The sequence below is a fragment of the Nocardia transvalensis NBRC 15921 genome, assembly GCF_000308875.1.
GTDB lineage: Bacteria > Actinomycetota > Actinomycetes > Mycobacteriales > Mycobacteriaceae > Nocardia > Nocardia transvalensis.
In genome coordinates this window covers 257,285-282,161 of sequence record NZ_BAGL01000002.1, presented here as the reverse complement: position 1 = coordinate 282,161, position 24,877 = coordinate 257,285, and the positions used below count along the sequence as shown (strand labels likewise).

General features: G+C 70.1%; 17 protein-coding genes and 1 tRNA gene. 13 read left to right on the top strand and 5 right to left on the bottom strand.

Annotated features, from left to right (window positions below; all coding sequences use genetic code 11):
* Positions 1 to 17: 17 nt before the first annotated feature.
* Positions 18 to 4,694, bottom strand: a complete 4,677-nt coding sequence (gene gltB, locus ON41_RS01500; protein ID WP_040744294.1) for a glutamate synthase large subunit — start codon at positions 4,692 to 4,694, stop codon at positions 18 to 20.
* Between the two features lie 682 nt (positions 4,695 to 5,376).
* The gene (gene aroQ, locus ON41_RS01495; protein ID WP_040744292.1) at positions 5,377 to 6,003 is read right to left on the bottom strand and encodes a gamma subclass chorismate mutase AroQ; all 627 of its coding nucleotides are present in this window, start codon (positions 6,001 to 6,003) and stop codon (positions 5,377 to 5,379) included.
* 168 nt (positions 6,004 to 6,171) lie between these two features.
* Here aroQ and ON41_RS01490 point away from each other — a divergent pair, with 168 nt between their 5' ends.
* Positions 6,172 to 7,977 (top strand): DUF4407 domain-containing protein, encoded by a 1,806-nt coding sequence (locus ON41_RS01490; protein WP_246829428.1) that lies wholly within the window; start codon positions 6,172 to 6,174, stop codon positions 7,975 to 7,977.
* Positions 7,978 to 8,116: 139 nt separating this feature from the next.
* Here the strand turns inward: ON41_RS01490 and ON41_RS01485 are convergent, their stop codons facing one another.
* Positions 8,117 to 9,697, bottom strand: coding sequence for an MFS transporter (locus ON41_RS01485; RefSeq protein WP_083905052.1), 1,581 nt, complete (start codon positions 9,695 to 9,697; stop codon positions 8,117 to 8,119).
* 82 nt (positions 9,698 to 9,779) lie between these two features.
* Between ON41_RS01485 and ON41_RS01480 the strand changes: the two genes are divergently transcribed.
* The 5 genes from ON41_RS01480 to ON41_RS01460 all read left to right on the top strand — a co-directional run bounded on the left by ON41_RS01480 (position 9,780) and on the right by ON41_RS01460 (position 14,696).
* Positions 9,780 to 10,325, top strand: a complete 546-nt coding sequence (locus ON41_RS01480) for a TetR/AcrR family transcriptional regulator (protein WP_040744290.1) — start codon at positions 9,780 to 9,782, stop codon at positions 10,323 to 10,325.
* Between the two features lie 147 nt (positions 10,326 to 10,472).
* On the top strand, positions 10,473 to 11,396 hold the full coding sequence (locus ON41_RS01475; RefSeq protein ID WP_246829427.1) for a hypothetical protein: 924 nt from the start codon (positions 10,473 to 10,475) through the stop codon (positions 11,394 to 11,396).
* Positions 11,393 to 12,403, top strand: a complete 1,011-nt coding sequence (locus ON41_RS01470) for a DUF4129 domain-containing protein (protein WP_040744289.1) — start codon at positions 11,393 to 11,395, stop codon at positions 12,401 to 12,403. The genes ON41_RS01475 and ON41_RS01470 overlap by 4 nt, the downstream gene beginning before the upstream one ends.
* A 10-nt stretch (positions 12,404 to 12,413) precedes the next feature.
* Positions 12,414 to 13,397 carry an AAA family ATPase gene (locus tag ON41_RS01465; RefSeq protein ID WP_040744287.1) on the top strand — a complete coding sequence of 328 codons (984 nt, stop codon included), beginning with the start codon at positions 12,414 to 12,416 and terminating at the stop codon, positions 13,395 to 13,397.
* 3 nt (positions 13,398 to 13,400) lie between these two features.
* Entirely contained in the window at positions 13,401 to 14,696 is a 1,296-nt protein-coding gene (locus tag ON41_RS01460) for a DUF58 domain-containing protein (protein WP_040744286.1), read from the top strand.
* 33 nt (positions 14,697 to 14,729) lie between these two features.
* On the opposite strand, the gene ON41_RS01455 is transcribed toward ON41_RS01460, so the two are convergent.
* The gene (locus ON41_RS01455) at positions 14,730 to 15,527 is read right to left on the bottom strand and encodes an RDD family protein (RefSeq protein WP_040744559.1); all 798 of its coding nucleotides are present in this window, start codon (positions 15,525 to 15,527) and stop codon (positions 14,730 to 14,732) included.
* A 45-nt stretch (positions 15,528 to 15,572) separates the two neighbouring features.
* Here ON41_RS01455 and ON41_RS01450 point away from each other — a divergent pair, with 45 nt between their 5' ends.
* A complete protein-coding gene (locus tag ON41_RS01450; protein WP_040744284.1) occupies positions 15,573 to 16,547 on the top strand; it encodes a stage II sporulation protein M in 975 nt (324 codons plus the stop codon).
* A gap of 759 nt (positions 16,548 to 17,306) precedes the next feature.
* Positions 17,307 to 17,969 (top strand): phosphate signaling complex PhoU family protein, encoded by a 663-nt coding sequence (locus tag ON41_RS01445; protein WP_040744283.1) that lies wholly within the window; start codon positions 17,307 to 17,309, stop codon positions 17,967 to 17,969.
* A 169-nt stretch (positions 17,970 to 18,138) separates the two neighbouring features.
* Here ON41_RS01445 and ON41_RS01440 read toward each other — a convergent pair.
* Positions 18,139 to 18,224, bottom strand: a tRNA-Leu gene (locus ON41_RS01440).
* Positions 18,225 to 18,475: 251 nt separating this feature from the next.
* On the opposite strand from ON41_RS01440, the gene ON41_RS01435 reads away from it, so the two are divergent.
* The 5 genes from ON41_RS01435 (at position 18,476) to ON41_RS01415 (ending at position 24,873) form a co-directional block, all read left to right on the top strand.
* Positions 18,476 to 19,870 (top strand): FHA domain-containing protein, encoded by a 1,395-nt coding sequence (locus ON41_RS01435; protein ID WP_040744281.1) that lies wholly within the window; start codon positions 18,476 to 18,478, stop codon positions 19,868 to 19,870.
* A 185-nt stretch (positions 19,871 to 20,055) separates the two neighbouring features.
* Positions 20,056 to 20,523 (top strand): FHA domain-containing protein FhaB/FipA, encoded by a 468-nt coding sequence (locus ON41_RS01430; protein WP_040744280.1) that lies wholly within the window; start codon positions 20,056 to 20,058, stop codon positions 20,521 to 20,523.
* Complete coding sequence (locus ON41_RS01425) at positions 20,520 to 21,941, top strand: PP2C family protein-serine/threonine phosphatase (protein ID WP_040744278.1); 1,422 nt, start codon at positions 20,520 to 20,522, stop codon at positions 21,939 to 21,941. The genes ON41_RS01430 and ON41_RS01425 overlap by 4 nt, the downstream gene beginning before the upstream one ends.
* On the top strand, positions 21,941 to 23,410 hold the full coding sequence (locus ON41_RS01420; protein WP_040744276.1) for an FtsW/RodA/SpoVE family cell cycle protein: 1,470 nt from the start codon (positions 21,941 to 21,943) through the stop codon (positions 23,408 to 23,410). Before ON41_RS01425 ends, ON41_RS01420 begins: the two co-directional genes overlap by 1 nt.
* The gene (locus tag ON41_RS01415; protein ID WP_040744275.1) at positions 23,407 to 24,873 is read left to right on the top strand and encodes a peptidoglycan D,D-transpeptidase FtsI family protein; all 1,467 of its coding nucleotides are present in this window, start codon (positions 23,407 to 23,409) and stop codon (positions 24,871 to 24,873) included. Before ON41_RS01420 ends, ON41_RS01415 begins: the two co-directional genes overlap by 4 nt.
* Positions 24,874 to 24,877 lie beyond the last annotated feature (4 nt).

The window sequence follows — 24,877 nt, the reverse complement described above, 5'->3', positions numbered from 1 at the left end:
AATCGGTGCGTCTCATATCAGCCACGGGCGGCCTCCATGATTGCTTCATCGACGTTCCTGCCGGCCTTCTCAGCTTCGGAGATAGCCAGCAGTACCTTCTTGTAATCGCGCGGCATAACCTTCACGAAGTGGTTCACCTGCTGCGACCAGTCACCCAGAATCCGCTCCGCGACGGCCGATCCGGTCGCGTCGCGGTGCCGGGTGATGGTGTCGCGCAGCCACGTGAAGTCGTCGCCGGACAGCGGCTCGACGGCGTCGGCCTGTTCGGGGTTGATGTTGTGCTCGAACTTGCCGTCCGGGTCGTAGACGAACGCCAGGCCGCCGGACATGCCGGCGCCGAAGTTGCGCCCGGTCTCGCCCAGGATGACCACGCGACCGCCGGTCATGTACTCGCAGCCGTGATCGCCCACGCCCTCGACCACCGCGGTGGCGCCCGAGTTGCGGACCGCGAACCGCTCGCCGACGACGCCGCGGATGAACGCCTCGCCGCTGGTCGCGCCGAACAGGATCACGTTGCCCGCGATGATGTTCTCCTCGGCGACGAACTCCTTCGGGGCGTTGAGCGCGGGGCGCACGACCAGGTGGCCGCCCGAGAGTCCCTTGCCGACATAGTCGTTCGCGTCGCCGAACACCCGCAGCGTGATACCCGCCGGGACGAACGCGCCGAAGCTGTTGCCCGCCGAACCGGTGAAGGTGATGTCGATGGTGTCGTCGGGCAGGCCGGCGCCGCCGTACAGCTTGGTCACCTCGTGGCCGAGCATGGTGCCGACGGTGCGGTTCACGTTCGTGATCTTGGTCTCGAACTTGACCGGCTTACCGCGCTCCAGGGCATCGGCGGACTGGGCGATGAGCTGGTTGTCCAGCGCCTTGTCCAGGCCGTGATCCTGATCCTTGGTGCGGCGGCGGTCCTGGTACATGAACGCCGTCTCGACATCGTCGAGGATCGGCGAAAGGTCCAGCTTGGCCGCCTTCCAGTGCGCCTTGGCCTTGGTGGTGTCGAGCAGGTCGACGCGGCCGATCGCCTCGTCGAGCGTGCGGAAGCCCAGCGAGGCCAGCAGCTCGCGCACCTCCTCGGCGATGAACAGCATGAAGTTCTCGACGAACTCCGGCTTGCCCGTGAAGCGTTCGCGCAGCACCGGATTCTGCGTCGCGACGCCCACCGGGCAGGTGTCGAGGTGGCAGACGCGCATCATGATGCAACCCGAGACCACCAGCGGCGCGGTCGCGAAACCGTACTCCTCGGCGCCGAGCAGCGCGGCGATCATGACGTCGCGGCCGGTCTTCATCTGACCGTCGACCTGCACCACGATGCGGTCGCGCAGGCCGTTGAGCAGCAGGGTCTGCTGGGTCTCGGCGAGACCCAGCTCCCAGGGGCCGCCCGCGTGCTTGAGCGACGTCAGCGGCGAGGCGCCGGTGCCGCCGTCGTGACCCGAGATCAGCACCACGTCGGCGTGCGCCTTGGAGACGCCCGCGGCGACGGTGCCGACGCCCGGCTCCGCGACGAGTTTCACGTGAATCCGCGCCTGCGGGTTGGCGTTCTTGAGGTCGTGGATCAGCTGCGCCAGATCCTCGATCGAGTAGATGTCGTGGTGCGGCGGCGGCGAGATGAGGCCGACGCCCGGCGTCGAGTGCCGCACCTCGGCGACCCACGGGTACACCTTGTGCGCCGGAAGCTGGCCGCCCTCACCGGGCTTCGCGCCCTGCGCCATCTTGATCTGGATATCGGTGCAGTTGGTCAGGTAGTGCGCGGTCACACCGAAGCGGCCCGAGGCCACCTGCTTGATCGCGCTGCGCCGCCAGTCGCCGCTCTCCTCCGGCTCGAAGCGGGTCACCGACTCGCCGCCCTCACCCGAATTCGACCGGCCGCCCAGGCGGTTCATCGCGATCGCGAGGGTCTCGTGCGCCTCGGCGGAGATGGAGCCGTAGCTCATCGCGCCGGTGGAGAAGCGCTTGACGATCTCCGACGCCGGCTCGACCTCGTCGATCGGGATGCCGTGACGGTTCTCGGACCTGAACTTGAACAGGCCGCGCAGCGAGGCCAGCCGCTCGGACTGGTCGTCGACGAGCTTGGTGTACTCCTTGAAGATCTTGTACTGGCCCGTGCGGGTGGCGTGCTGCAGCTTGAACACCGTGTCCGGGTTGAACAGGTGGTACTCGCCCTCGCGCCGCCACTGGTACTCGCCGCCGACCTCGAGTTCGCGGTGCGCGCGCTCGTTGCGGTTCTCCAGGAACGCCACCCGGTGCCGGGCCGCGACCTCGGCCGCGATGTCGTCGAGGCCGATGCCGTCCAGCGGGGAGGTGAGACCGGTGAAGTACTGGTCGCACAGCTCCTGCGACAGGCCGACCGTCTGGAACAGCTGGGCGCCGCGGTAGGAGGCGATGGTGGAGATGCCCATCTTGGACATCACCTTCAGCACGCCCTTGCCGGCGCCCTTGATGTAGTTCTTGACGGCCTTGTCGTAGTCCGCGGCCAGATCGCCGGTGCTGCCCGGCATCTGCAGCGCGTTGCGCTCGAGCATGTCCTCGAGGGATTCGAAGGCCATGTAGGGGTTGATCGCGGCCGCGCCGAAGCCGACCAGCGTGGCCATGTGGTGCACCTCGCGGGCGTCACCGGCCTCCACGACCAGGCCGACCTTGGTGCGAGTGCGCTCGCGCACCAGGTGGTGGTGCACCGACGCGGTCAGCAGCAGCGACGGGATCGGCGCCAGCTTCTCGTTGGACTCGCGGTCGGACAGCACGATGATGCGGGCGCCGCCGTCGATGGCGGTCGAGACCTGCTCGTTGATGGCCTGCAGCGCCTTGCGCAGGCCCTTGCCGCCCTTCTTGACCGGGTACAGGCCGTGCACCACGACCGAGCGCAGGCCCGGATGCGAGCCGTCGTCGTTGATGTGGATGAGCTTGGACAACTCGTCGTTGTCCAGGATCGGCGAGGTCAGCGTGATCTGCCGACAGGACTCCGGGCTGGGGTGCAGCAGGTCGGCCTCCGGGCCGATCATGCTGCGCAGGCTGGTGACGATCTCCTCGCGGATCGCGTCCAGCGGCGGGTTGGTGACCTGCGCGAACAGCTGCGAGAAGTAGTCGAACAGCAACCGCGGGCGCGCCGAGAGCACCGCGATCGGGGTGTCGGTGCCCATCGAGCCGAGCGCCTCGCCGCCGGTCTTGGCCATCGGCGAGATCAGCAGGTTCAGCTCCTCGGTGGTGTAGCCGAAGATCTGCTGCCGGATCAGGACGCGGTCGTGCGACATGTGCACGTGCGGGCGGTCGGGCAGGTCCGACAGCTTGGTCGGGCCGTCGTCCAGCCACTCCTGGTACGGGAACTCGTTGGCGAGCTGGGTCTTGACCTCCTCGTCGCCGATGATGCGGCCCTGCGAGGTGTCGACCAGGAACATGCGGCCCGGCTGCAGGCGGACCTTCTTGACCACCTTGGACGGCTCGATGTCCAGCACGCCGACCTCGGAAGCCATCACGACCAGGCCGTCGTCGGTCACCCAGATGCGCGAGGGGCGCAGGCCGTTGCGGTCGAGCACGGCGCCGATGACGGTGCCGTCGGAGAAGCACACCGAGGCCGGGCCGTCCCACGGCTCCATCAGGAACGAGTGGTAGCGGTAGAAGGCGCGGCGGGCGGGGTCCATGGACTCGGCCCGCTCCCAGGCCTCCGGGATCATCATCAGCACGGCGTGCGGCAGGCTGCGGCCGCCCAGGTGCAGCAGCTCGAGCACCTCGTCGAAGCGCGCGGTGTCCGAGGCGCCCGGGGTGCAGACCGGGAAGATCTTCTCCAGCCGGTCGCGGCCCTCGTGGTCGGTGCCGAAGGCGTCGGAGTTCAGCAGCGCCTCGCGGGCGCGCATCCAGTTCTCGTTACCGGTGACGGTGTTGATCTCACCGTTGTGGGCGACGCGGCGGAACGGGTGCGCCAGCGGCCACGACGGGAAGGTGTTGGTGGAGAAGCGCGAGTGCACGATGCCCAGCGCCGACTCCACCCGGTGGTCCTGCAGGTCCAGGTAGAACGCCCGCAGCTGCGGCGTGGTGAACATGCCCTTGTAGACGAAGGTCTGGCCCGACAGGCTCGGGAAGTACACGGTCTCGCGGCCGACCGATCCTTCCCCGGGACCCTGCTTGCCGAGCTCGTGCTCGACGCGCTTGCGCACGACATAGGCGCGGCGCTCCAGGTCCATGCCGGACAGCTGCTCGGCCGACTCCGGCGGCGAGGCGATGAAGAGCTGGCGGAAGGTCGGCATCGCGTCGCGCGACAGCGCGCCCAGCGACGACTCGTCGATCGGCACCTCGCGCCAGCCGAGAACCGCCAGGCCCTCTTCCTTGACGATCTTCTCGACGTGGTAGCGGGCACGGGCCGCCTCGCGGCGGGCCTGCGGCAGGAAGGCGATGCCGGTGGCGTAGGAACCCTCGGCGGGCAGCTCGAAGTCCACGACGGCACGGAAGAACGCGTCCGGGACCTGGATCAGGATGCCCGCGCCGTCACCCGAGTTGGGCTCGGCGCCGGCCGCTCCGCGGTGTTCCAGGTTCAGCAATGCCGTAATAGCCTTGTCGACGATGTCGCGGCTGCGGCGGCCGTGCATGTCGACGACGAACGCGACACCACAGGAGTCGTGCTCGTACGCCGGATCGTAAAGACCGGTGGGTCCGTGCCCATGACCGGCACCGCCGGAGGGGGACCGGTGGCCAGGAAGTTGCGTCATGCCTCTGCCTTCAGAAAAATCAGGCCTTCGATGAATTCGGGCCTTCGTCGAACGCCTCCGTCTAGACTGCGCCCGGACGTGTAGGAGACCAGCAGCGCTGATGGTCCCGTTGCAGTCGACTCTCCAGTTGTCGTTCCCGCTTCGATGTCGTAGCCGGGTGCTCGGCGGTAGCGGAACTCTGACGCGTTCCGCGCCCACCGTGCCGTTATCGCCCGCTAGGCTGGTTTCACGGCTTGTGGCCGAATCGGGCGATGTAGTCGGACATTTCGTGCCGACGTTCAGAGCAAACGATAAGTCAGGACCTGAACCCAACCAACTTAGGTTGCACTAATAACGGCGTCTACCTGGACTTCTTCATCGGTCCTCCACTACCTGCGCGTTCTCCAGTGTAAAGCAGGGATGGATGATCGCTGAGTCGCGTATGCCACTGTTCGTCTCCGCCGTGCGCGATCGCTCGCCGATCCTGCACGTACGCTGCAAGATGCCCTCTTACCTGCATCAACAAAGAATTCCCAGCGTCCGGTACGGACAAACCGAATGTAAGACGGCTAACTTTCCGGACACCGGGAAGTGACGTTCCGGACACGCAGGCAGCGGGTATCGGCCGTGTGCAGACCGTACGGCTTTCTTTCTCCGATGTGCCTTTCAGCACAACTCCAGCAAACTATCTCGGTGTGGTTTCTCACACCGGGGCCGGGCACAGTGCGGCGGCCGCGCGCACCAGGGCCGCGGCGTGCAGCGGATCGACTCGGCCGGAGGTCGACACCGGGAAAACCGCCGCGGCGACCCGCTGCGCGCAGGCCGGGCCGGACAGGTCGGCGCGCCGGTCCGCCAGCTGCCGCAGGATCTCGCCGTTCACCCGGTCGATCACCGGCCGGACCGTGGCCAGATCGGGCGTCTCGGCGGGCGTCGCGGCCGGATCGATCCGCCACCGGGCCTGGAGGCCGCGCTGCACGATCTTGTTGCCGTCGATCTGGCCGTAGAAGACCTGGCGCACCCACTCCTGCGGCACGCCGAGCCGCGCGCCCGCCGCCGCCATCGAGTCGTAGACCTCCGCCTCGCGCGCCGGATCGTCGACCACCGGCGGCTGTCCGGTGCGGGTCGCGGTGGCCCATTTGGCGGCCGCGACCGCATCGGCGGTGTTCAGCCGCTCCAGCACGAGGTCCACCAGCGGGTCGAGGGACGCGGGCGCGCCGGGCTCCTCCGCGGCGGCGACCGGCACGATCCGGTCGGCGGTCAGCGGCAGGACTCCGGCGGACGTCACCCCGAACGAAACCCCTACGGCCAGCGCGAGCGCGGCGAAGCGCATATCGGAACCTCCTGTCGCCGGGACCCGCGGATGATCTGTGAGCCTGACCACAACCCCGCGGGCGTACTCGGTGGAACGCGCCTCAGCCTGTCACGCTGAGGGCACGAATGAGCGACAATTTCGAGCAGCACGCGAAATAGCCTGGGACTTAGAGGATGTGAGATCCCCGTGACCCCTGCGTCTCCCACGGCCACCGGCCGCAGCGCTACCGCTCGCCCCTCCCGCATCGGCCCGGCCGCCCTGCTGATCTGGCTCGGCGGCGGGGACCCGAGAGTCACCGACCGGCACGAACGCGCCGGTTACGCCGTCGACGGCGCCGCGGTCGCCCTGTTCGCGGTGCTCTCCGGGCTGGTGGTCGCGCTGGCCACGGTGGCCGCGCACTGGCCGGCGAGCATCGTGGTGATCGCGGCCCTGATCACCGTATCGCTGGTCGCGGTGGGTGAGCGCGCGTTGATCACGCTGCCGGGGCGCGGCCGCGGTCCGTGGATCGGCCGGCTCGTCGCGGCGGCGCTGGCCGGGCTGGTGATCGCGGAACTCGCGAGCACCGTCCTGCTCGGCGGCACCGTGCACCGGGTACTGGACGAAAACACCAGGCGCGACGCCGAATCCGCGCCCGCGGTGGTCACCGCCCGCACCGATCTGGAGCAGGCGGCGGCCGAGCGCGCCGCCCTGGACCAGGCCGTCGTCAAGGCCCAGGGCGATATCGATCAGGCCCTGGTCATCGCCCGCTGCGAATACAACCCGACGCCGGGGTGCCCGCAGACCAAGATCACCGGCGTACCTGGCCGCGGCCCGGAAACGCAGACCGCCAACGACATGCTGGCCGACGCCCGCACCCGGCTGGCCGCCGCGCAGGCGCGGGTCCAGCCCCTCGACGACCGGATCGCCGACCGCCGCGGCGCGCTCGACCGGGCCCGCGCGAATGCGTTCGACACCGGCGACCGCGGCCTCGGCGCACGCTGGATCGCCATGAACGAGTACACCACCGGCCACGCCGGCGGGCTGCTGCTGCGGCTGGCCACGATCGTGGTGGGCGTGGCGCTGGCCCTGCTCCCGCTGCTGCTGCGCCGGTGGCGCGGTGAGACGTCGCTCGACCGGCGCGTCGCGGCGCGGGCGGTCGCCGACCGGGCCGAACAGAACGCCACCGCCGCCATCGCGGTCAAGCGGGCCGAGGTCCGCGCCGAAGCCGAAAGCCTGCGCGCGGACCGCGAATTGGCCGGCGCACGCCTCGCCGCACACGCCGACACCGCCATCGACCGCGAGCGGCAGCGCAAACGCATCGTCGCCGCCATCGGCAATATCGAGATCGGTATCACCGAGCCCGCCCGCCGGGCCGTCTCCGATTTCGAGACGCTCGCCGAGCTTCCGCCCGCGCCCGCGGCCGGAAGCCACGACCCCGGATCCCAGGAGGGGACTGTGACACCGCCGCGCAACCTACCCGCCCAGCGCACTTCGAGCGCGCTCGCACCGGCCGCTGCCGCGGACGTTCCCGTCCCCGTCGGCTCCGGAGCGCAGCCGGTCGCGAAGAAGGGTGGCGGGCTGGAACTTCCGGTGATCGGCACGGTGCCGTTCACCGATACCGCGGCCCGGTGGATCCGGCCGCTGGTCCCGTCGTTCGTGACGAGCGCCGTGGATACCGCGACGCACCCGCTGCGTACCGTCCGGCAGGCCTTCGAGGAGGCCCAGGAGATCACCTTCACCCTGCGCCGCACCCGGAAGGTCACGGTGCATTCGGACGATTCGGCGTACGGACAGCTCGCGCCGGGCTCGCCGCAGTACGCGGAGCAGGTCGCGTCCCAGGTCGTCGACGCGCCGCAGCACGCGAACGATCCGCGCTACGCGGCTCTGGCACAGGGCAGGTCCGAGTACGGACTCACCGCCCGGGAGCCGCACGAAGCGCTCGCGGCGCGTTCGACCGGCGAACTCGACTACCGCGGCCCGCGCCAACTGCCGCCCGCCCCGGACAACGGCTGAGCCGATTGTTTCACGTAGAACATGTAAACCGGCTGGTACCAACCTTTTTGGCAGTGCTTTCGTAGCGTGGGCCACCCGCACCGGGACGACCACGCGCGGTGATTCCGCCCGGCCACGACGCGAGCGGAATCACCCGAGATCAGCGCGCTTCACCCGCAGATGCCTTCTCGGGGGCCGCGCCACTCCGATCTGCTCCGGCCCGGACCGGGGAAGTCCTGGTCCGGAAGGCGATCAAGGCCGCCAGCAACAGGATTGCCGCAGTGGCTATCGAGGCCAGGTGGATACCTGATACGAAAGCCGCACGGGCCGCCTCGAGCAGCGCGGCCGCGGCCTGGTCCGGCAGAGTGCTCGCGGTGTCCACCGCGCTGCCCAGGGATTCGCGGGCAGCACCCACCTGCGACCCGGGCACCTGCGAGACATCCAGGCCGTGCCGGAACACCGCCATCACCACGCTGCCCAGGACCGCGACGCCGAGCGCGACGCCCGCCTCGTACGCGGTCTCCGAGACCGCGGCGGCCGCACCGGCGCGTTCCGGCGGCGCGGACCCGACCACCAGGTCCGACGAGACCGTCAGCGCCACACCGACACCCGCGCCGACGAGCAGGAACCCGACGATGAACGCCGCAGTCCCGGCCGCCGGATCGGCACTCAGCCAGGCGAACAGCCCGGCGCCGAGCGCGGCCACCACCAGCGCGCCGCCGAGGACTTTGCTCGGCTGCCACACCCGCACCAGCCAGGCCGAGACCAGCGCCGAGGCCATACTGGCCAGCATGCCCGGCAGCAGTCGCAGCCCGGCGTCCAGCGGCGAGCGGCCCTGCACCAACTGCAGGTACTGCGAGCCGAAGAACAGCACCCCGGCCAGCGCGAAGACCGCCAGCAGGCTGGTGAGCACCGCCGTGCGGAACCGCGGCAGCGCGAACAGCCGCAGGTCCAGCATCGGGTCGGCCAGCCGGCGCTGCCGGCGCACGAACAGCGCGCCCGCGAGCACACCGGCGGCGGCGACACCCAGCATCGCCGGGCGCACGCCGTGCGCGGCGATCTCCTTGACCGCGTAGACGATCGGCACCAGCGCCAGCATCGACAGCCCCGCGCTGATCACGTCGAACCGGCCCGGATTCGGATCGCGCGATTCGGGCACCAGCAGCGGACCCAGTGCGACCAGCACCGCCATCACCGGCAGGTTGATCAGGAATACCGAACCCCACCAGAAGTGCTCGAGCAGCCAGCCACCCAGTAGCGGTCCGAGCGCCGCGCCGCCGGTGGCCGCCGAACTCCACACCGCGATCGCGGTCGTGCGCTGGCGCGCGTTGGTGAACATCGAGCGGATCAGGCCCAGCGTGGCCGGCATCAGGGTGGCGCCGGCGACGCCCTGCAGGACGCGCGCCGCGATCAACATCTCCGGATTCACCGACCACGCGGCGAGCACCGAGGCCACACCGAATCCGGCCGCGCCGATCAGCAGCAGCCGCCGACGGCCGATGCGGTCGCCGAGCGTGCCCATCGTGACCAGCAGGCCCGCGAGCACGAACGAGTAGACGTCGATGATCCACAGCAGCTGCGGCGTGGTCGGGGCCAGGTGGGCGCTGATCGCCGGGACCGCGATGTCGAGCACGGTCGCGTCCACGGAGATGAGCAGCAGGGCCAGCACCAGAACGCCGAGACCGGCCCAGTCGCGAGCGGTGGCCCGGCGCGGGAGGGCGGTGGTGACGGGGGTGTTCATGTCCTTCTCTACTTCCGTGATGTTCTAACCGTCCGGACGGTACAGTACCAAAGATAACCGTCCGGACGGTACAGTTGCGGGCGTGACAACCACCACCCGCGATCGAATCCTCGACGCGCTCGAGACGCTGCTGCTGGACAAGGGCATGTCCCAGGTGACGCTGGAGAGCGTGGCCGCGTCCGCCGGCGTCTCCAAGGGCGGCCTGCTGTACCACTTCAAGAGCAAGGACGCGCTGCTGGCCGGGCTGGTCCGCCGGCTCGGCGAACGCGCGGACGAGCAGTTGCGGAATTCGGTGGCGGACGGCAGATCGGTCGCCGAGTGGTATCTCCAGACCCCGAGTCCGGACAGCGATTCCGACGCGCTGGAACTGGCGCTCTACCGATCCATGGTGGCGGCCATGCGCACCGTCGACGCGCCGGCCGGCGAGCAGGACGACGAGGTGCAGCGCGCCCTGGCCGAGGTCATGGACGCGCCCGGCGCGGGCCTCGACACCGAGATCGACGACCCGGTCCGCGCCGACATCATCCGTCTGGTCGGCGACGGCGTCTATCTGCGCGCCCTGCTCGGCCTCCCCCCGATCGATCCGGACCGCTACCGCGCCGTCGTCGCCCACCTCCTGCGGCGCTGACCCCTCGCAACGCCGACCCCGCACATCACCGCCCACGTGTCCGATTCGGCGACGCACTCGACCGGGGCCTCATCGGCGGGAAGGCTTGTGGTCCGGCGGTCCGGCAAATCCGGAAACCGCGCACAACGGGTGGCCACGGATAAACTCGTGCCCGTGTTGTCCGCCGCGGCCGAGGGGGCCGGCCCGTCGCCACGGTCCGGCGCGCCCGCGCCCGCCGAGGCCGGACGTTACGACGGCTCCGAACCCGCCGAGGCGTTGCCGATCCGGCCGCTGACCTTCCGCGAGGCGCTGGACCTGCCGTTCGCGGTGCTCCAGGCACACGTGCGGGTACTTGCGGGGCTGCTGGGTGTCGCCTACCTGATCGCCGTGGGGGCGGTGGCCGCGATCACCGCCGCCGGTTCGGCCGCGACCGGTGGCTCGGATGCCGGAACCGCCTGGGCGGCGGTGCTTTCCACCGCGGTATTCGCCTGGCTGCTGCGCTGGTACGCGCGCGGCTGCACCGCCGCGGCCGGATCGGCGAGCGTGCACGGCGACTCCGTCACCTGGCGTTCGGTGTTGCGGCGCCTCGGCGCGACGGCCGGGCCGGTGCTGCGCTACCGGATCGTGTCCACCGCGCTCGCTATGGGTGTACTGGTGCTGGGCGCGGTCCTGATCGTCACGATCCTGCCCGCCCTGGCCTGGCTCGGCTGGCTGCACGCGCGGCGCTGCCTGACCGTCCCGGTGCTGGTCGAGGAGACCGCCACCTACCGCCAGGCCGCCGCGCGGGCGAAAACGCTTGCCGCCGGGGCGGAGTGGCGACTGGCGGGGCTGTGGCTCGCCCTGCGCGCGCTGCTGCTGGTCCTGGTCGTCCCGCTGCTCGGTGTCACGCTGTTCGTCGCGGGGTTCTCCGGCACCCACCGCTGGGCCACGATCGTCCTGGCGACCGCCACGGCCCTGTTCGTCGCGCTGCTCGCCGAGGTGATGCAGGCGGCGGCCGACGTGGTGAGCTACGTCGACCGGCGCTGCCGCCGGGACGGCTGGGACATCCGCGTTCCGCTCCCGCCCGACGCGAACCGGGCGGCGGCCGGATGACCGGCGAACCGCCCGTCCCGCCGATCCCCGGACTCGGCGCCGCCGGTGAGCACCGCGGCGCGGCGGAGTCCGCGGCCGGCCGCAACGACTACGACACCGCGCTGCGGGAGCGCTACCGCGCGGTCGTGCGCGGCCTGGAACAGGGCGGCGTCCTCGAGGTGCGGCGCTCGCGGACCGCGCGGGAGACCGCCGACGCCGCGGTCGCCGCGCTGCCCGACCGGACGAGCGAACTGCCCGCCGCGGCAGGCAGTTTCGACGAGGTCGTCTACGGCGGCCGGCCCGCCACCGAGGACGAGTACCGCCGCCTCGAACGAGCCGACCTCTTCTCCCTCGCCCCACCGCCGCCGCCCGAACCGGCGGAGGCCACCCCCGCTCGCCGCCGGACGCTGCGGATTCCGCCACTGCCGCAACTGATCCGGGAGCCGAAGTTCTGGGCCGCCGTGGTCGCCGTGCTCGCGCTGGCGCTGATCGCGTACGTCCTGGTGAAACTGGCGACCGCCCCGACGGCGCCGCCACCCCCGGATCCGAACCTCCCACCCCCGGACCCCGGCGACTACTCCCCGCCCCCACCGGATTTCGGCGAGGGCTCGGATTCGATCTTCGCGCGGACACCGGACTGGCTGGCCTACGGGGGCCTGCAATGGCTGTTCTGCGGCGCACTCGTGGTGTGGTGGCGGGCCCGCCGCCGCGGCGCCCTGGTCGGCGAGCCGCGGCCGGTGCAGGTCGCGGCCAACGAACTGCTCGCCGGACAGGCCGCGCTGTACCGGAAGTCGGGCGACCGCGACCATGTCGCCGCCCTGCTGCGCGCCGCGACGCTGCGCCGGATCCGGCCGCGCCTGGGCGTGCACGCCGACGCCCCCGTGCAGCAACTCGTCGACGCGCTCGCCGTCCGCACCGGCACGCCCCGGGAACACTTGGGCGCCACGCTGTTCGGGCCCGTGCCGGACGACGACACGCTGCGGCGGGTTGCCGCGCAGTTGGACCGGATCGAATCGGAGATCGGATGACGGAGATCGAATGACGACAGCGGACACCGACCACACGCCGACGGCCGAGGAGGCCCTGCAGGCGTTCGGCGCCCTGCGCACCGAGATCGGCAAGGCCGTGGTCGGCAACGACCAGGCCGTGATGTTCCTGGTGCTGGCGCTGCTGTGCCGCGGGCACGTACTGCTGGAAGGCGTTCCGGGCGTGGCGAAGACGCTGCTGGTGCGCTCGCTCGCCACCGCGCTGGACCTCGACCACTCCCGGGTCCAGTTCACGCCGGACCTGATGCCCGGCGATGTCACCGGATCGCAGATCTACGACCCGCATTCGGCCGAGTTCACCTTCCGCCGCGGCCCGGTGTTCACGAATCTGCTGCTGGCCGACGAGATCAACCGCACCCCGCCGAAAACCCAGTCGGCACTGCTGGAATCGATGGAGGAGCGCCAGGTCTCCGTCGACGGCAAACCGCAGCCGCTGCCGGACCCGTTCGTGGTGGTGGCCACGCAGAACCCCATCGAACAGGAGGGCACCTACCCGCTGCCCGAGGCCCAGCTCGACCGGTTCCTGTTCAAGGTCGATATCGAACTTCCCGGCCGCGACGACGAATTCCGGGTCCTGCAACGGCATGCCGCGGGCTTCGACCCGCGCGATCTGACGGCGGCCGGCCTGCGCGCGGTCGCCGGTCCCGACCACATCGCGGCGGCGCGGGTGGCGATCACGGGGGTTCAGGTCAAGCCCGAGGTCCTGGCCTACATCGTCGACCTGTGCCGGGCCACCCGGTCCACCCCCGCGGTGCGGCACGGCGCCTCGACCCGCGGCGCGACCGCGCTCCTGGCCGCGGCGCGCGCGTTCGCGTGGCTCACCGGGCGCGACTTCGTGACCCCCGACCACGTGAAAACCGTTGCGGTTCCGGTGCTGCGGCACCGGCTGCAACTGCGGCCGGAGGCGGAACTGGACGGCGTGACGGCCGAGGGCGTGCTGTCGTCCCTGCTGCTGTCGGTACCGGTTCCGGTGTAGCCCATGGTCGTCACGGGTCGATCGGCCGCGCTCGCCGCGGTGGCGGCGGTGGTCGTCACGGCCGCACTGGCGTCCTGGTGGGGCGTGCTGATCGTGACCGGCGTGCTGATCGTGCTGATCTGCGCCGATCTGCTGGCGGTCGGCCGGGCCGACGGTCTCGAACTGTCCCGCGACCCGCTCACCACCGTGCGGACCGACCGCACCGCGACCGTCGAGCTGACCGTGCTGAATCGCGGACCGCGCCCGGTGCGCGGCGTGCTGTGGGACGACTGGCCCGCCAGCGCCCGCGCCGCCGAGCGCGCCTATCCGCTCCGGCTGCCGCCGAATACGAGGGTCCGGCTGGGCACCACGCTGCGGCCGGCCTACCGCGGCGATCGCGTCGCGGGCCCGGTGACGGTGCGCCTGTTCGGCCCGATGGGCTTGGCGGGCAGGCAGTTCCGCCGCGACGTGCCCGCCCGGGTACGCGCGCTGCCGCCGTTCCGCAGCGAGGGCGTCCTGCTCTCGAAGGTCGCCGAACTGCACCTCCTCGAGGGCAGCGCGGTGGTCAACGCCCGAGGGCAGGGTTCCGAATTCGACTCCTACCGCGAGTACGTCGCCGGAGACGATGTGCGCGCGATCGACTGGCGGGCCACCGCGCGCGCCGCCGACGTCCTGGTGCGCACCTGGCGCCCGGAGCGGCACCGGCGGCTGCTGCTGGTGCTCGACACCGGCCGGCTCAGCGCCGGGCGCATCGGCGCGGGCACCCGGCTGGATGTGAGCATCGAGGCCGCGCTGCTGCTGGGCGGGCTGGCGGCCGCGGCCGGCGATACCGTCGATCTGCTCGCCTACGACCGGCGGGTGCGCGCCGAGGTGTACGGCACGGGCGGGAAAGGGTTGCAGCCCAAGCTGATGCACGCGCTGGCCGGCGTCGTTCCCACGCTGGTCGACACCGATACCGCCGGACTCGTGCGCACGGTCGTGCAGCGGTCCCGCCGCCGCAGCCTGGTGGTGTGGTTCACGAGCCTGGACGGCGCCATGGTGGCGGAGAATCTGCTGCCGGTCCTGCCCGTGCTCACGCAGCGGCACCGGGTGCTGATCGTCTCGGTGACCGATCCGGATGTCGCGGCGGCCGCCGCGCGGCGCGGCACCCTCACCGAGATCCACACCGCGGCCGCCGCCGAGGCCCTGCTCGCCGAGCGGGCCCTGACCCGGGAGTCGTTGCGCCGCAAGGGGGTCGATGTGGTCGCGGCCGCGCCGGATCGGTTGCCGGAGGCGCTGGCCGACGAATATCTGGAGCTGAAACGGTCGGGGCGAATGTGACTTCGGCGGACTGCCTCGCCGACGCCGGGCGCGCTACCAGCGCGTCCGAGCCGGGACGAGCGCGGGCCCGAGCGCGGCCGCCGGATATGCCAGCGTGCGGCGTTGGCGTTCCGCGATGATCGCGCCGAGGACCTGCAACGGCGGGTACCCGGGCGGCGGCGGGACCCGCAACTGCCGGCAGACGGCGGTGACCAGAGCTTCCCCGAGGTGGTGCTGCGCCTCCGGCGTCAGTGTGCGGCAGCGCGTCAGATACTGCCGGACCGGCAATGCCACTTCTTCAGTGAGACCGGACAGCTCCACCCGCTGCACCCAGCCCTGCAACCACGGCGGCGCGACGGCCAGGGCGGGCATCGGCATGCGGACGCGGTCGTGGACGACGACGGTGCCGGCGAGCACGTCGCCGACCCGGCGGGCTCGCGGCGAGCACAGTGAGGTGACCACCGCGACGGCCCCGAATCCGCCCAGCGCCCAGAAGTCGACGATGGCCCCGGCGAGACCGCGGGTGACGGCGTGGCGGAAGTCGATCGGGCCGCCGTCGCCGCGCACCACGCGCAGCCCGAGCGCCAGCTTGCCGACCGTCCGGCCGCGCAGCAGCGTCTCGCAGGTGATCGGATATCCGGCCAGCACGGTGACGACGGTGACCAGCATGGCGACGTCGAACCACGCCGGATCGGGCCGGGTCCACACCAGCGCCGCCGACAGCGCGAGCATGATCAGCCACCCGGCCACCAGTTGCAGCATCACATCGAGAAGGAATGCCGCGGCCCGGGTCGGGATGCGCGCGATCGGCAGGTCCAGGGCGACGGCCTCGCCGGTAGTGAAAACGGCCATGCTGCACACAGACTAGCCTTTTGCGGGGACCACGGGAGGGCACCGATGGACGTGGATGCGTACGCCTATACGCACAGGCGATCGTGGGATCGGCTCGATCAGCTGGCCCGGCAGCGCCGGTTGTCCGGCGCCGAGGCCGACGAACTGGTGCAGCTGTACCGGCGCACGTCGCAGCAGCTGGCCCGGTTGCAGTCGCAGTCGCCCGATCCGGAGCTGGTCGCGGGGCTCAGCGCGCTGCTCGCGCGGGCCCGGGGCCGGGCGCTCGGCACCACGGCGGACGTCTGGCAGGAGGTGGGGCTGTTCTTCACCCACCGGTTCCCCGCGGCGGTGTACCGGGCGTGGCCGTGGTGGGCGGGTGTATCGGCGATATTCCTGGTCGTATCGACCGGTCTCGGCGTCTGGGTGTCCGGTTCGGGCGATGCGCGCCGGGCCCTGGACCTCCCGGAGAACACCGATGTCCTGACCGGACCGGGCGGGCGTTTCGAGACCTACTACTCCGAACATCCGCACGACGCGTTCGCCGCGCAGGTGTGGACCAACAACGCGTGGGTGTCGGCGGTGGCGCTGTTCACCGGGATGTTGATCCTGCCCGCGCTGTACGTGCTGTTCATGAACGCGCTGAATCTGGGGATCTCGGCCGGGCTGATGGCCGACGCCGGGCGGCTGGACTCGTTCTTCGGATTCATCCTCCCGCACGGCATGCTCGAACTCACCGCGGTCTTCCTGGCCGGTGGCGCGGGGCTGAAACTCGGCTGGACCCTGATCGATCCGGGCCGGCTCGGCCGCGGGCAGGCGCTGGCGCGGCAGGGCCGGGCGACCGCGACCATCGCGCTGGGGCTGGTGGTCGTCCTGCTGGCGGCAGGCCTGATCGAGGGTTTCGTGACGCCGAGCGGCCTGCCGGCGCCGCTGCGCATCGCCGTCGGACTGGCGGCGGAGATCTGTTTCCTGGGGTACGTCTTCGGCGCCGGGCGGCGCGCGGTGCGGGAGTCGGCAGCTACCGATCGGCTCACGACGGACTGAGGTCGGAAAATCCGATTGCGGAGAGAGCGTCCGTCGATGATGATCTAGACGGGAAAATTGAGATCCACTGGCCGCAGCGAGTCCGGCTCAGCTGCGGCCAGCGTTACCGTCAACTCTACACAATCGTTATCGCTACGCAACCAGCGACGCGTTGTCCGGGCGTATAAGTCACAGCTCGAAAACGATGCCCCGACAGGGTGGCTGGGGTCGATTCGCTAATTTTCAGCGTCCGTCGCGCGGACGGTTCCCGGATCGGGTGCCGGGACCCGGCCCGGGTCCTCCCCTTCGCCCGATTACCCGGCTTCCGCTGTGTCCGAATGGCACCTTTCAGCGTTTGCCGGATGGTGCGATACGGGCGATCCGCACCACCCTCACATAGGGCACGAGCTGCGTATTCAGGAGAAGGACAGCGGGTGACTGTTCAGTTGCCGAAAGGTAAACAAACTCAAGGTCTGTTACTTCCGAAGATTGCTTGATGGACATCTTGTATTGAGGCAGATTCCACGGATACGAGCCAGTTTCGCGGGCCGTAATCGCGGTTTCGATCTAGATCGGCTGCGCCCGCAACCCTCCCGTAGTAGGCTCTCGCGCCCCTGAGCGACCCCTCGAGTGCGGCGAAGATCACACCCCGGCATCGGACCGAGACGTGGAATACGGCCGCCACACCGAGATCGACACGCCGCCTACCGGGCCCGGCGCTCGAGGGCTTTAGGGGCCATACGGCTGCACGTCCGGAGGCGACCAGAGAAGATAGCCACCGTGCGGACGAAATTCTCCTCCGAGCTCGCGGCCCTGACCGGTGAGCTGGCCCGCCTGTCGGAGCTGGCACACGAGGCGACCGAGCGCACCGCCGTCGCGGTGGCCGAGGCCAATCTGACTGCCGCCTACGAGGTCTTCGCCATCGATGAGCAGTTACAGAGTCTGCACGGCGCATGCGAGAACCGGGCGGTGCTCCTGCTCGCCCTGGAGGCGCCGGTCGCCCGCGACCTGCGGCACGTGGTCAGCGCCATGCAGATCGCCGACGACCTGTCCCGGATGGGATGGCTCACCAGCCGCATCGCCGACAGCGTGGTGCATCGCTATCCGGAGCCCGTCGCGCCGCCGGACATCCTGGCGCTGCTCGGCCGGATCGGGCAGATCGCCGTCGACTTCGCCGCGTCCGCCACCCGTGTCATCGCCGCGCACGGCTCCTCGACCGATCCGGATCCGATCGTCGGCGACGATCGCCTCTCCGAACTCCAGCACCAGGTCCTCCAGATGGTGTCGGATCCGGCGTGGGCGCACGGCAGCGCGATGGCCGTCGATCTGGCCCTGCTGGTCCATCACTACGAGCGCTGCGCCGACCACTGTGTCCGCATCGGCCGCTTGATCCGCTTCTATCACACGGGAATACCCCTCTCGGCGCAGCCGCAGGAGAACTGAGCCGGCCGGAATCGAAAACCCCGGTTGACTGAAATCCGCGCGTCCCGGATACCGCCGGCGGAGGTGCGCTGTGATTTCCCGTACACACTGTGAGATCGGGTACACGGAAAGTCTGTGACCATACACAAAGACCGAGGGCCCGGATCGTGGGATCCGGGCCCTCGGCCTGTGGTGGGCGAAGGGGGACTTGAACCCCCACGTCCCGAAGGACACTGGCACCTGAAGCCAGCGCGTCTGCCATTCCGCCACTCGCCCGAGCGACTCGAAAACGTTATCACGCACCGTTACGCGATATGAAATCGCCTGGTCACCCACCCTGTAGCCCATCGATTGCCGGATGGGAACTTCCCGGGACCGCCGAGAGTTACAGGTATGGACGATCGTGGATATCATGCAAGGACCGTGTCCGTCCGACGACACGCCCTATTGGCGTGTCGCGGATTGGTGACAGTCGGGCACTATGCGAGAAGGAACAGGAACAGGCGCGCACCGAAGGGAGGGCCGGGATGGGGATCGTGTCACGCTTCGAGCGCCGACTACAGGGTGCTGTCGGTGACGCCTTCGCTCGGGTCTTCGGTGGCAGTGTCGTACCGCAGGAGGTGGAGGCGGCGCTACAGCGCGAGGCCACCGATCGGGTCTCCGAACTCGACGGTGGGCACCTGCTGGCTCCCAACAGCTACGTGATCACCATCAACACCTCGGACCTGCAAGAACTCGCCGCGGACCACGAACTCACGAGCCGTGCGTTCGCCCGGCATCTGCAGGACTACATCCGTGAGCAGGGTTGGCAGACCTACGGCGAAGTGCACGTCGAATTCCAGGCATCCCCTACGCTGCACACCGGGCAGTTCAGAACTCGCGGCCGGGTCGACCCGGACGTGAGCCGCCGGAACTCGCCGGACCGGCGGCCGCCCGACCGGCCTGGACAACCCGCACAACGAACCGCACACCCGCAACCAGGAGCTGGCCCCATGACGCAGAACTCAGGCTACGACCCCAGCCGTGAGCCCGCGGAGTCCGATCCACGCAACCGCGGGTACGCGCCGCCCGGTGGCCGCCCCGGTCCGGGGAGCTACGACTACGGCCGCGGCGGGCAGTACCCCGCGGCCAGCGATTACGCCGCCCCCGAGTCGCAGCAGGCCTACGGCGACTATCAGGGCGCCGACTATCAGAACGGCTACGACTATCAGCAGGGTGGCGCGGGTTACGGCCAGCCGGGCTACGCCGATCCGGCCTACGGCCAGCAGGCCGGATACGAGCAGGGCGGCTACGCCCAGCAGGGGTACGCGGACCAGGGCTACGGCCAGCAGGGCGGGTACGACCAGGGGTACGCCGATCAGGGGTACGACCAGGGGTACGGCCAGCAGGGGTACCCCAACCAGGATTACGGCCAGCAGGCCTACGGTCAGGCTCCGGCGGGCTACGACCAGCAGGGCTACGCGGGTCAGGGCTACGGCCAGCAGGCCCCGGCCGGATACGAGCAGGGCTACGCCGACCAGGGCGCCTACGAGCAGGGCGGCTACGGCCAGCAGGGGTACGCGGACGCGGGATACGCCCCGCAGCAGCAGGGGTATGGCGCGGCGCCGCAGCAACCCCAGCAGCGCGGCGGCTCCGGATTCTCGGCGACCCTGCAGCTCGACGACGGCAGCGGCCGGACCTACCAGCTGCGAGAAGGCAGCAACATCATCGGCCGCGGCCAGGACGCGCATTTCCGCCTGCCGGATACGGGTGTCTCGCGCCGCCACATCGAGGTCCGCTGGGACGGCCAGGTCGCGATGCTGTCCGACCTCGGATCGACCAACGGAACGCTGGTCAACGGCTCGCCGGTACAGGATTGGCAACTGGCCGACGGCGATGTGATCCGCGCCGGGCATTCCGAGATCCTGATCCGGATCGTCTGATCCCGTAAGCTCGCCGATGCAGGTCACGGTGTGACGCGGGAAACCTCGGTCGTATCGTGATCGCAACCGGTCGTCGGTCCTATTATGCTGCCACCATTCGGTCGGCAGCCGGGCCGTGCTGACCAGCACGCCGGTTGGGGGTCGAACCGTACCAACGGCATTGGTCGAACAGGAGGTGGAGCGCCGTGCAGGGACTGATCCTGCAGCTGACCCGTGCGGGGTTCCTGCTGTTGTTGTGGCTGTTCGTCTGGGCGGTGCTCCGCACCCTGCGCAGCGATATCTACGCGGCATCCGGCATCCGGATCCAGCCCCGGGCCCCGCGTGGTTCCGCGGTGCTGCCATCCTTCAGCCGTGGCCAGAAGGGCGCCAAATATCTAGTGGTGACTCAAGGTTCACTCGCCGGCACTCGTATCACGCTCGGTACGCAGCCGGTGCTCATCGGCCGTGCCGACGACTCCACGCTCGTTCTGACCGACGACTACGCGTCGACCAGGCATGCGCGGCTCTCGCCGCGCGGCGAGGACTGGTACGTGGAAGACTTAGGCTCAACCAACGGGACCTACCTCGATCGAGCGAAGGTCACCACCCCGGTCCGGGTTTCACTCGGTACCCCTGTCCGTGTCGGTAAGACAGTGATCGAGCTGCGATCGTGACTCTTGTTCTCCGCTACGCAGCGCGCAGCGACCGTGGTCTCGTCCGGGCCAACAACGAGGATTCCGTCTACGCCGGAGCACGCCTGCTCGCCCTAGCCGACGGCATGGGTGGACACGCGGCCGGTGAAGTCGCGTCCCAGTTGATGATTGCCGCCCTGGCACACCTGGACGACGACGAGCCGGGCGACGACCTGCTCGGCAAACTCGACCGAGCCGTGCGCGACGGTAATGCCGCCATCGCCGACCAGGTCGAGGAGGAGCCCGAACTCGACGGCATGGGCACGACCCTCACCGCGATCCTCTTCGCGGGCAGGAAACTCGGCCTGGCCCACATCGGCGATTCGCGCGCCTACATGCTCCGGGGCGGTGAGCTCACCCAGATCACCCGCGACGACACCTTCGTGCAGTCGCTGGTGGACGAGGGCCGCATCACCCCCGAACAGGCGCACACCCATCCGCAGCGGTCACTGATCATGCGGGCGCTGACGGGCAACGAGATCGAGCCCACGCTGACCATGCGGGAGGCCCGCGCCGGGGATCGCTATCTCCTGTGCTCCGACGGCCTTTCGGATGTGGTCAGCGACGAGACGATGGCCAACACGCTGCGCGAGGGCAATACCGACGAAGCGGCCGACCGGCTCATCGAGCTGGCGCTGCGCAGCGGTGGCCCGGACAACGTGACCGTCGTCGTCGCCGACGTCATCGATCTGGACTACGGCCAGAGCCACCCGATCGTGGCCGGCGCCGCGTCCGGTGAGGACGAGGATGCCCCGCCGCCCAACACCGCCGCCGGTCGCGCCGCGGCGATGCGCCCGCCGAGGGCCGCGCCCCGCCGGGCACCCGTGGCCGCGGAGCCGCCCGCCCCCCGCAAGAGTCACAAGCTGCGCTGGATCGTGCTCGCGCTGGCGCTGATCGTCGCGGTCGTGGTCGGACTCGTCGTGGGCTACAAGATGATTCGCAGCAATTACTACGTCGGGGCCGACAACGGCAACGTGGTGATCATGCGCGGTCTGCCGGGGTCGGTGCTGGGCTACTCGATCCGCGAGGTGGATCAGCTGTCCTGCGTCGACCGCGACAACAAACTCACCCTGATGCGTCCCGGCGCCGGCTTCCCGACCGGGTGCAAGCAGCTGCGCGTGGACGACCTCCGCGAGACCGGCCGCGACAAGGTCGTCAACAACGGCCTGCAGCCCGGCACCTTCACCGACGCGCACCGCCAGCTCGAGAAGCTCACCAGCACCGAGCTGCTGCCCCCGTGCGTGAAGCCCGCGCCCCCGGCCCCGGCACCGCCGCCGCCCCCGGCCGACACCGGCGCCAATCCCACCAACGCTCCCGCACACACGGACCAGCCGGCCCCGCCGACGACCCCCGCGCCGACGCCGCAGACCCCGGGGGAGAACTGCAGGAAGGCGGACTGATGTCCGCACCGGCACCGCCGTCGGCTGGGGCCTTCCCCAGCCCTCCGGGCGGCTTCGCTCCCGCGCCGCCACCGAGCACCCGGCGCAACGCCGAGGCGTTGCTCCTGGCCGGTGCGGCCGCGATCACCACCCTGGCGCTGGTGCTGGTGGAGGCGAGCCAGGATCAGGTGCTGACCTGGGACCTGGTCAAACTCGGGGTGGCCTATCTGGCCCTGTTCGGTGTCGCGCACCTGGCCGTGCGCCGCTTCGCTCCGTTCGCCGATCCCCTGCTGCTGCCGATCGTCGCGCTGCTCAACGGAATCGGGCTGGTGCTGATCCACCGCGTCGATCTGGCCGACGAGCAGACCGCCGCCTACAACTCCTGGCCGATCCCCTCCCCCGACGCCAACAGCCAGGTGCTGTGGACGGCGCTGGGTATCGCGCTGTTCGTCGGGCTGCTGGTGCTGCTGCGCGACTACCGCACGCTCGCCCGCTACAGCTACACCCTGGGGCTGCTCGGCCTCGTCGCCCTGGTCATCCCCGCGCTGCTGCCCAGCGCGTTCTCCGAGACCAACGGCGCCAAGATCTGGATCCGGCTGCCCGGATTCAGCGTGCAGCCGGGCGAATTCAGCAAGATCCTGCTGATCATCTTCTTCGCGTCGGTGCTGGTGGCCAAGCGCGATCTGTTCACCGCCGCCGGGCGGCACGTGCTCGGCATGGAGCTGCCGCGGGCGCGTGACCTCGGCCCGATCATCGGCGTCTGGCTGGTGTGCCTGCTCGTGCTGGTGTTCGAGAAGGACCTCGGCACCTCGCTGCTGATCTTCGCGACCGTGCTGGCGCTGCTGTACATCGCCACCGAGCGGGTGGGCTGGCTGATCGTCGGCGGGCTGCTGCTGGCGCTCGGATTCGTCATCGCCTACAACGCCTTCGGGCACGTGCAGGTCCGGGTGGAGACCTGGCTGCACCCCTTCGACGACTACAACAACACCGGCTACCAGATCTCGCAGTCGCTGTTCGGCCTCGCCACCGGCGGCGTGGCGGGCACCGGGCTGGGCAGCGGGCGCCCCTCGCAGGTGCCCTTCGCCAAGACCGACTTCATCGTCGCCACCATCGGCGAGGAACTCGGGCTGATCGGCCTGGCCGCGGTGCTGATGCTGTTCGCGATCTTCGTGGTGCGCGGGCTGCGCACGGCGCTCGCGGTGCGCGACAGCTTCGGCAAGCTGCTGGCCGCCGGGCTGTCGTTCACCATCGCGGTCCAGGTGTTCGTAGTGGTCGGCGGCGTCACCAAGCTGATCCCGCTGACCGGCCTCACCACCCCGTTCGTCTCCTACGGCGGTTCGTCCCTGCTGGCCAACTACGCGCTGCTGGCCCTGCTGGTGAAGATCTCCGACGCCGCCCGGTCGCCGGCCCCGGCCCGCCGCCGCGAACAGCAGGCCCCGATCGCCGACGCGCAAACCGAACTCATCCGGTCGAAAGGAGAAGCGGTGTGAACACTCCCCTGCGTCGCGTCGCCATGGCCGTGATGATCATGATCGTCGCGCTCCTGGCCAACGCCACCTACGTCCAGGTGATCAAGGCCGACAGCCTGCGCAACGATCCGCGCAACTCGCGGGTGCTGCTCGACGAGTACTCCCGCCAGCGCGGCCAGATCTCCGGCGGGGGCGCCGTCCTGGCGAGTTCGATCGCCACCGACGACCGCTACAAGTACCTGCGCACCTACCCCACCGACCCGGCCGCCTACGCCCCCGTCACCGGCTTCTACTCGATGCAGTACGGCAGCACCGGGCTCGAGCGCGCCGAGGATTCGGTGCTCAACGGGTCCGACAGCGCGCTGTTCGGGCGGCGGCTGGTCGACATGATCTCCGGCCGCGACCCCCGCGGCGGCAACGTGGTCACCACGATCAACCCGGTGATGCAGCAGGTCGCCTACGAGCAGCTGACCGCCAAGGGCTACACCGGATCGGTGGTGGCGGTCGAGCCCAGCACCGGCCGCATCCTGACCATGGTGTCCACGCCCAGCTACGACCCCAACCAGCTCTCCGGCCACGACGGCGCCAAGAGCACCCAGGCGTGGGAGTCGCTGTCGGCCGACGAGCGCCAGCCGATGCTCAATCGGGCTGTCTCCCAGACCTATCCGCCCGGTTCGACGTTCAAGATCGTCACCACCGCGGCCGCGCTGTCGATGGGTATCAAGCCCGAGGACCAGTTCACCGCCGCGCCGAACATCACGCTGCCCGGCACCAGCACCACGCTGGAGAACTACAACGGGTCGACCTGCGGCGGCGGTTCCACGGCGTCGATGTACGACGCGTTCCGGCTGTCGTGCAACACCGCCTTCGCCGAGATCGGGATGAAGGTGGGCGCCGCGAAGCTGAAGGACGAGGCGGCCGCGTTCGGTATCGGCGCGCACGCGGGTATACCGATCCAGTGGGCAGACAGCACGGTCGGCACCATTCCCGACAACCCGTCCCTCGCGCAGAGCAGCATCGGCCAGCGCGACGTGGCGCTGACCCCGCTCGACGACGCGGTCATCGCGGCCACCGTCGCCAACGGGGGTGTGCGCATGGATCCGCACCTGGTCGACCAGTTGCAGGGCCCCGACCTGAGCGAGCTGTCCAAGACCAAACCGGTCTCGGTCGGGCAGGCGATCAGCGCCCCGGTGGCGACGGAGCTGACCAACCTGATGATCGCGTCCGAGAAGAACACCGCCGGAGGGACCCAGCCACGCCCGTACCAGATCGCGTCCAAGACCGGGACGGCCGAACACGGCAACGATCCGCGCAACACCCCGCCGCATGCCTGGTACACGGCCTTCGCCCCAGCGCAGAATCCGAAGATCGCGATCGCGGTCATCGTGGAGAACGGCGGGGACCGGGCACTGGCCGCGACCGGCGGATCGGTCGCCGCGCCCATCGCCCGGGCGGTCCTCGACGCCGGATTGCAGGGGGGCTGACCAC

Coding starts and splice junctions, on each gene's coding strand:
- ON41_RS01470 (WP_040744289.1), top strand. CDS start 11,393: ATGACCGGCGAACCGCCCGTCCCGCCGATCCCCGGACTCGGCGCCGCC.
- ON41_RS01485 (WP_083905052.1), bottom strand. CDS start 9,697: ATGAACACCCCCGTCACCACCGCCCTCCCGCGCCGGGCCACCGCTCGC.
- aroQ (WP_040744292.1), bottom strand. CDS start 6,003: ATGCGCTTCGCCGCGCTCGCGCTGGCCGTAGGGGTTTCGTTCGGGGTG.
- gltB (WP_040744294.1), bottom strand. CDS start 4,694: ATGACGCAACTTCCTGGCCACCGGTCCCCCTCCGGCGGTGCCGGTCAT.
- ON41_RS01450 (WP_040744284.1), top strand. CDS start 15,573: ATGGACGTGGATGCGTACGCCTATACGCACAGGCGATCGTGGGATCGG.
- ON41_RS01460 (WP_040744286.1), top strand. CDS start 13,401: ATGGTCGTCACGGGTCGATCGGCCGCGCTCGCCGCGGTGGCGGCGGTG.
- ON41_RS01465 (WP_040744287.1), top strand. CDS start 12,414: ATGACGACAGCGGACACCGACCACACGCCGACGGCCGAGGAGGCCCTG.
- ON41_RS01435 (WP_040744281.1), top strand. CDS start 18,476: ATGGGGATCGTGTCACGCTTCGAGCGCCGACTACAGGGTGCTGTCGGT.
- ON41_RS01420 (WP_040744276.1), top strand. CDS start 21,941: ATGTCCGCACCGGCACCGCCGTCGGCTGGGGCCTTCCCCAGCCCTCCG.
- ON41_RS01455 (WP_040744559.1), bottom strand. CDS start 15,527: ATGGCCGTTTTCACTACCGGCGAGGCCGTCGCCCTGGACCTGCCGATC.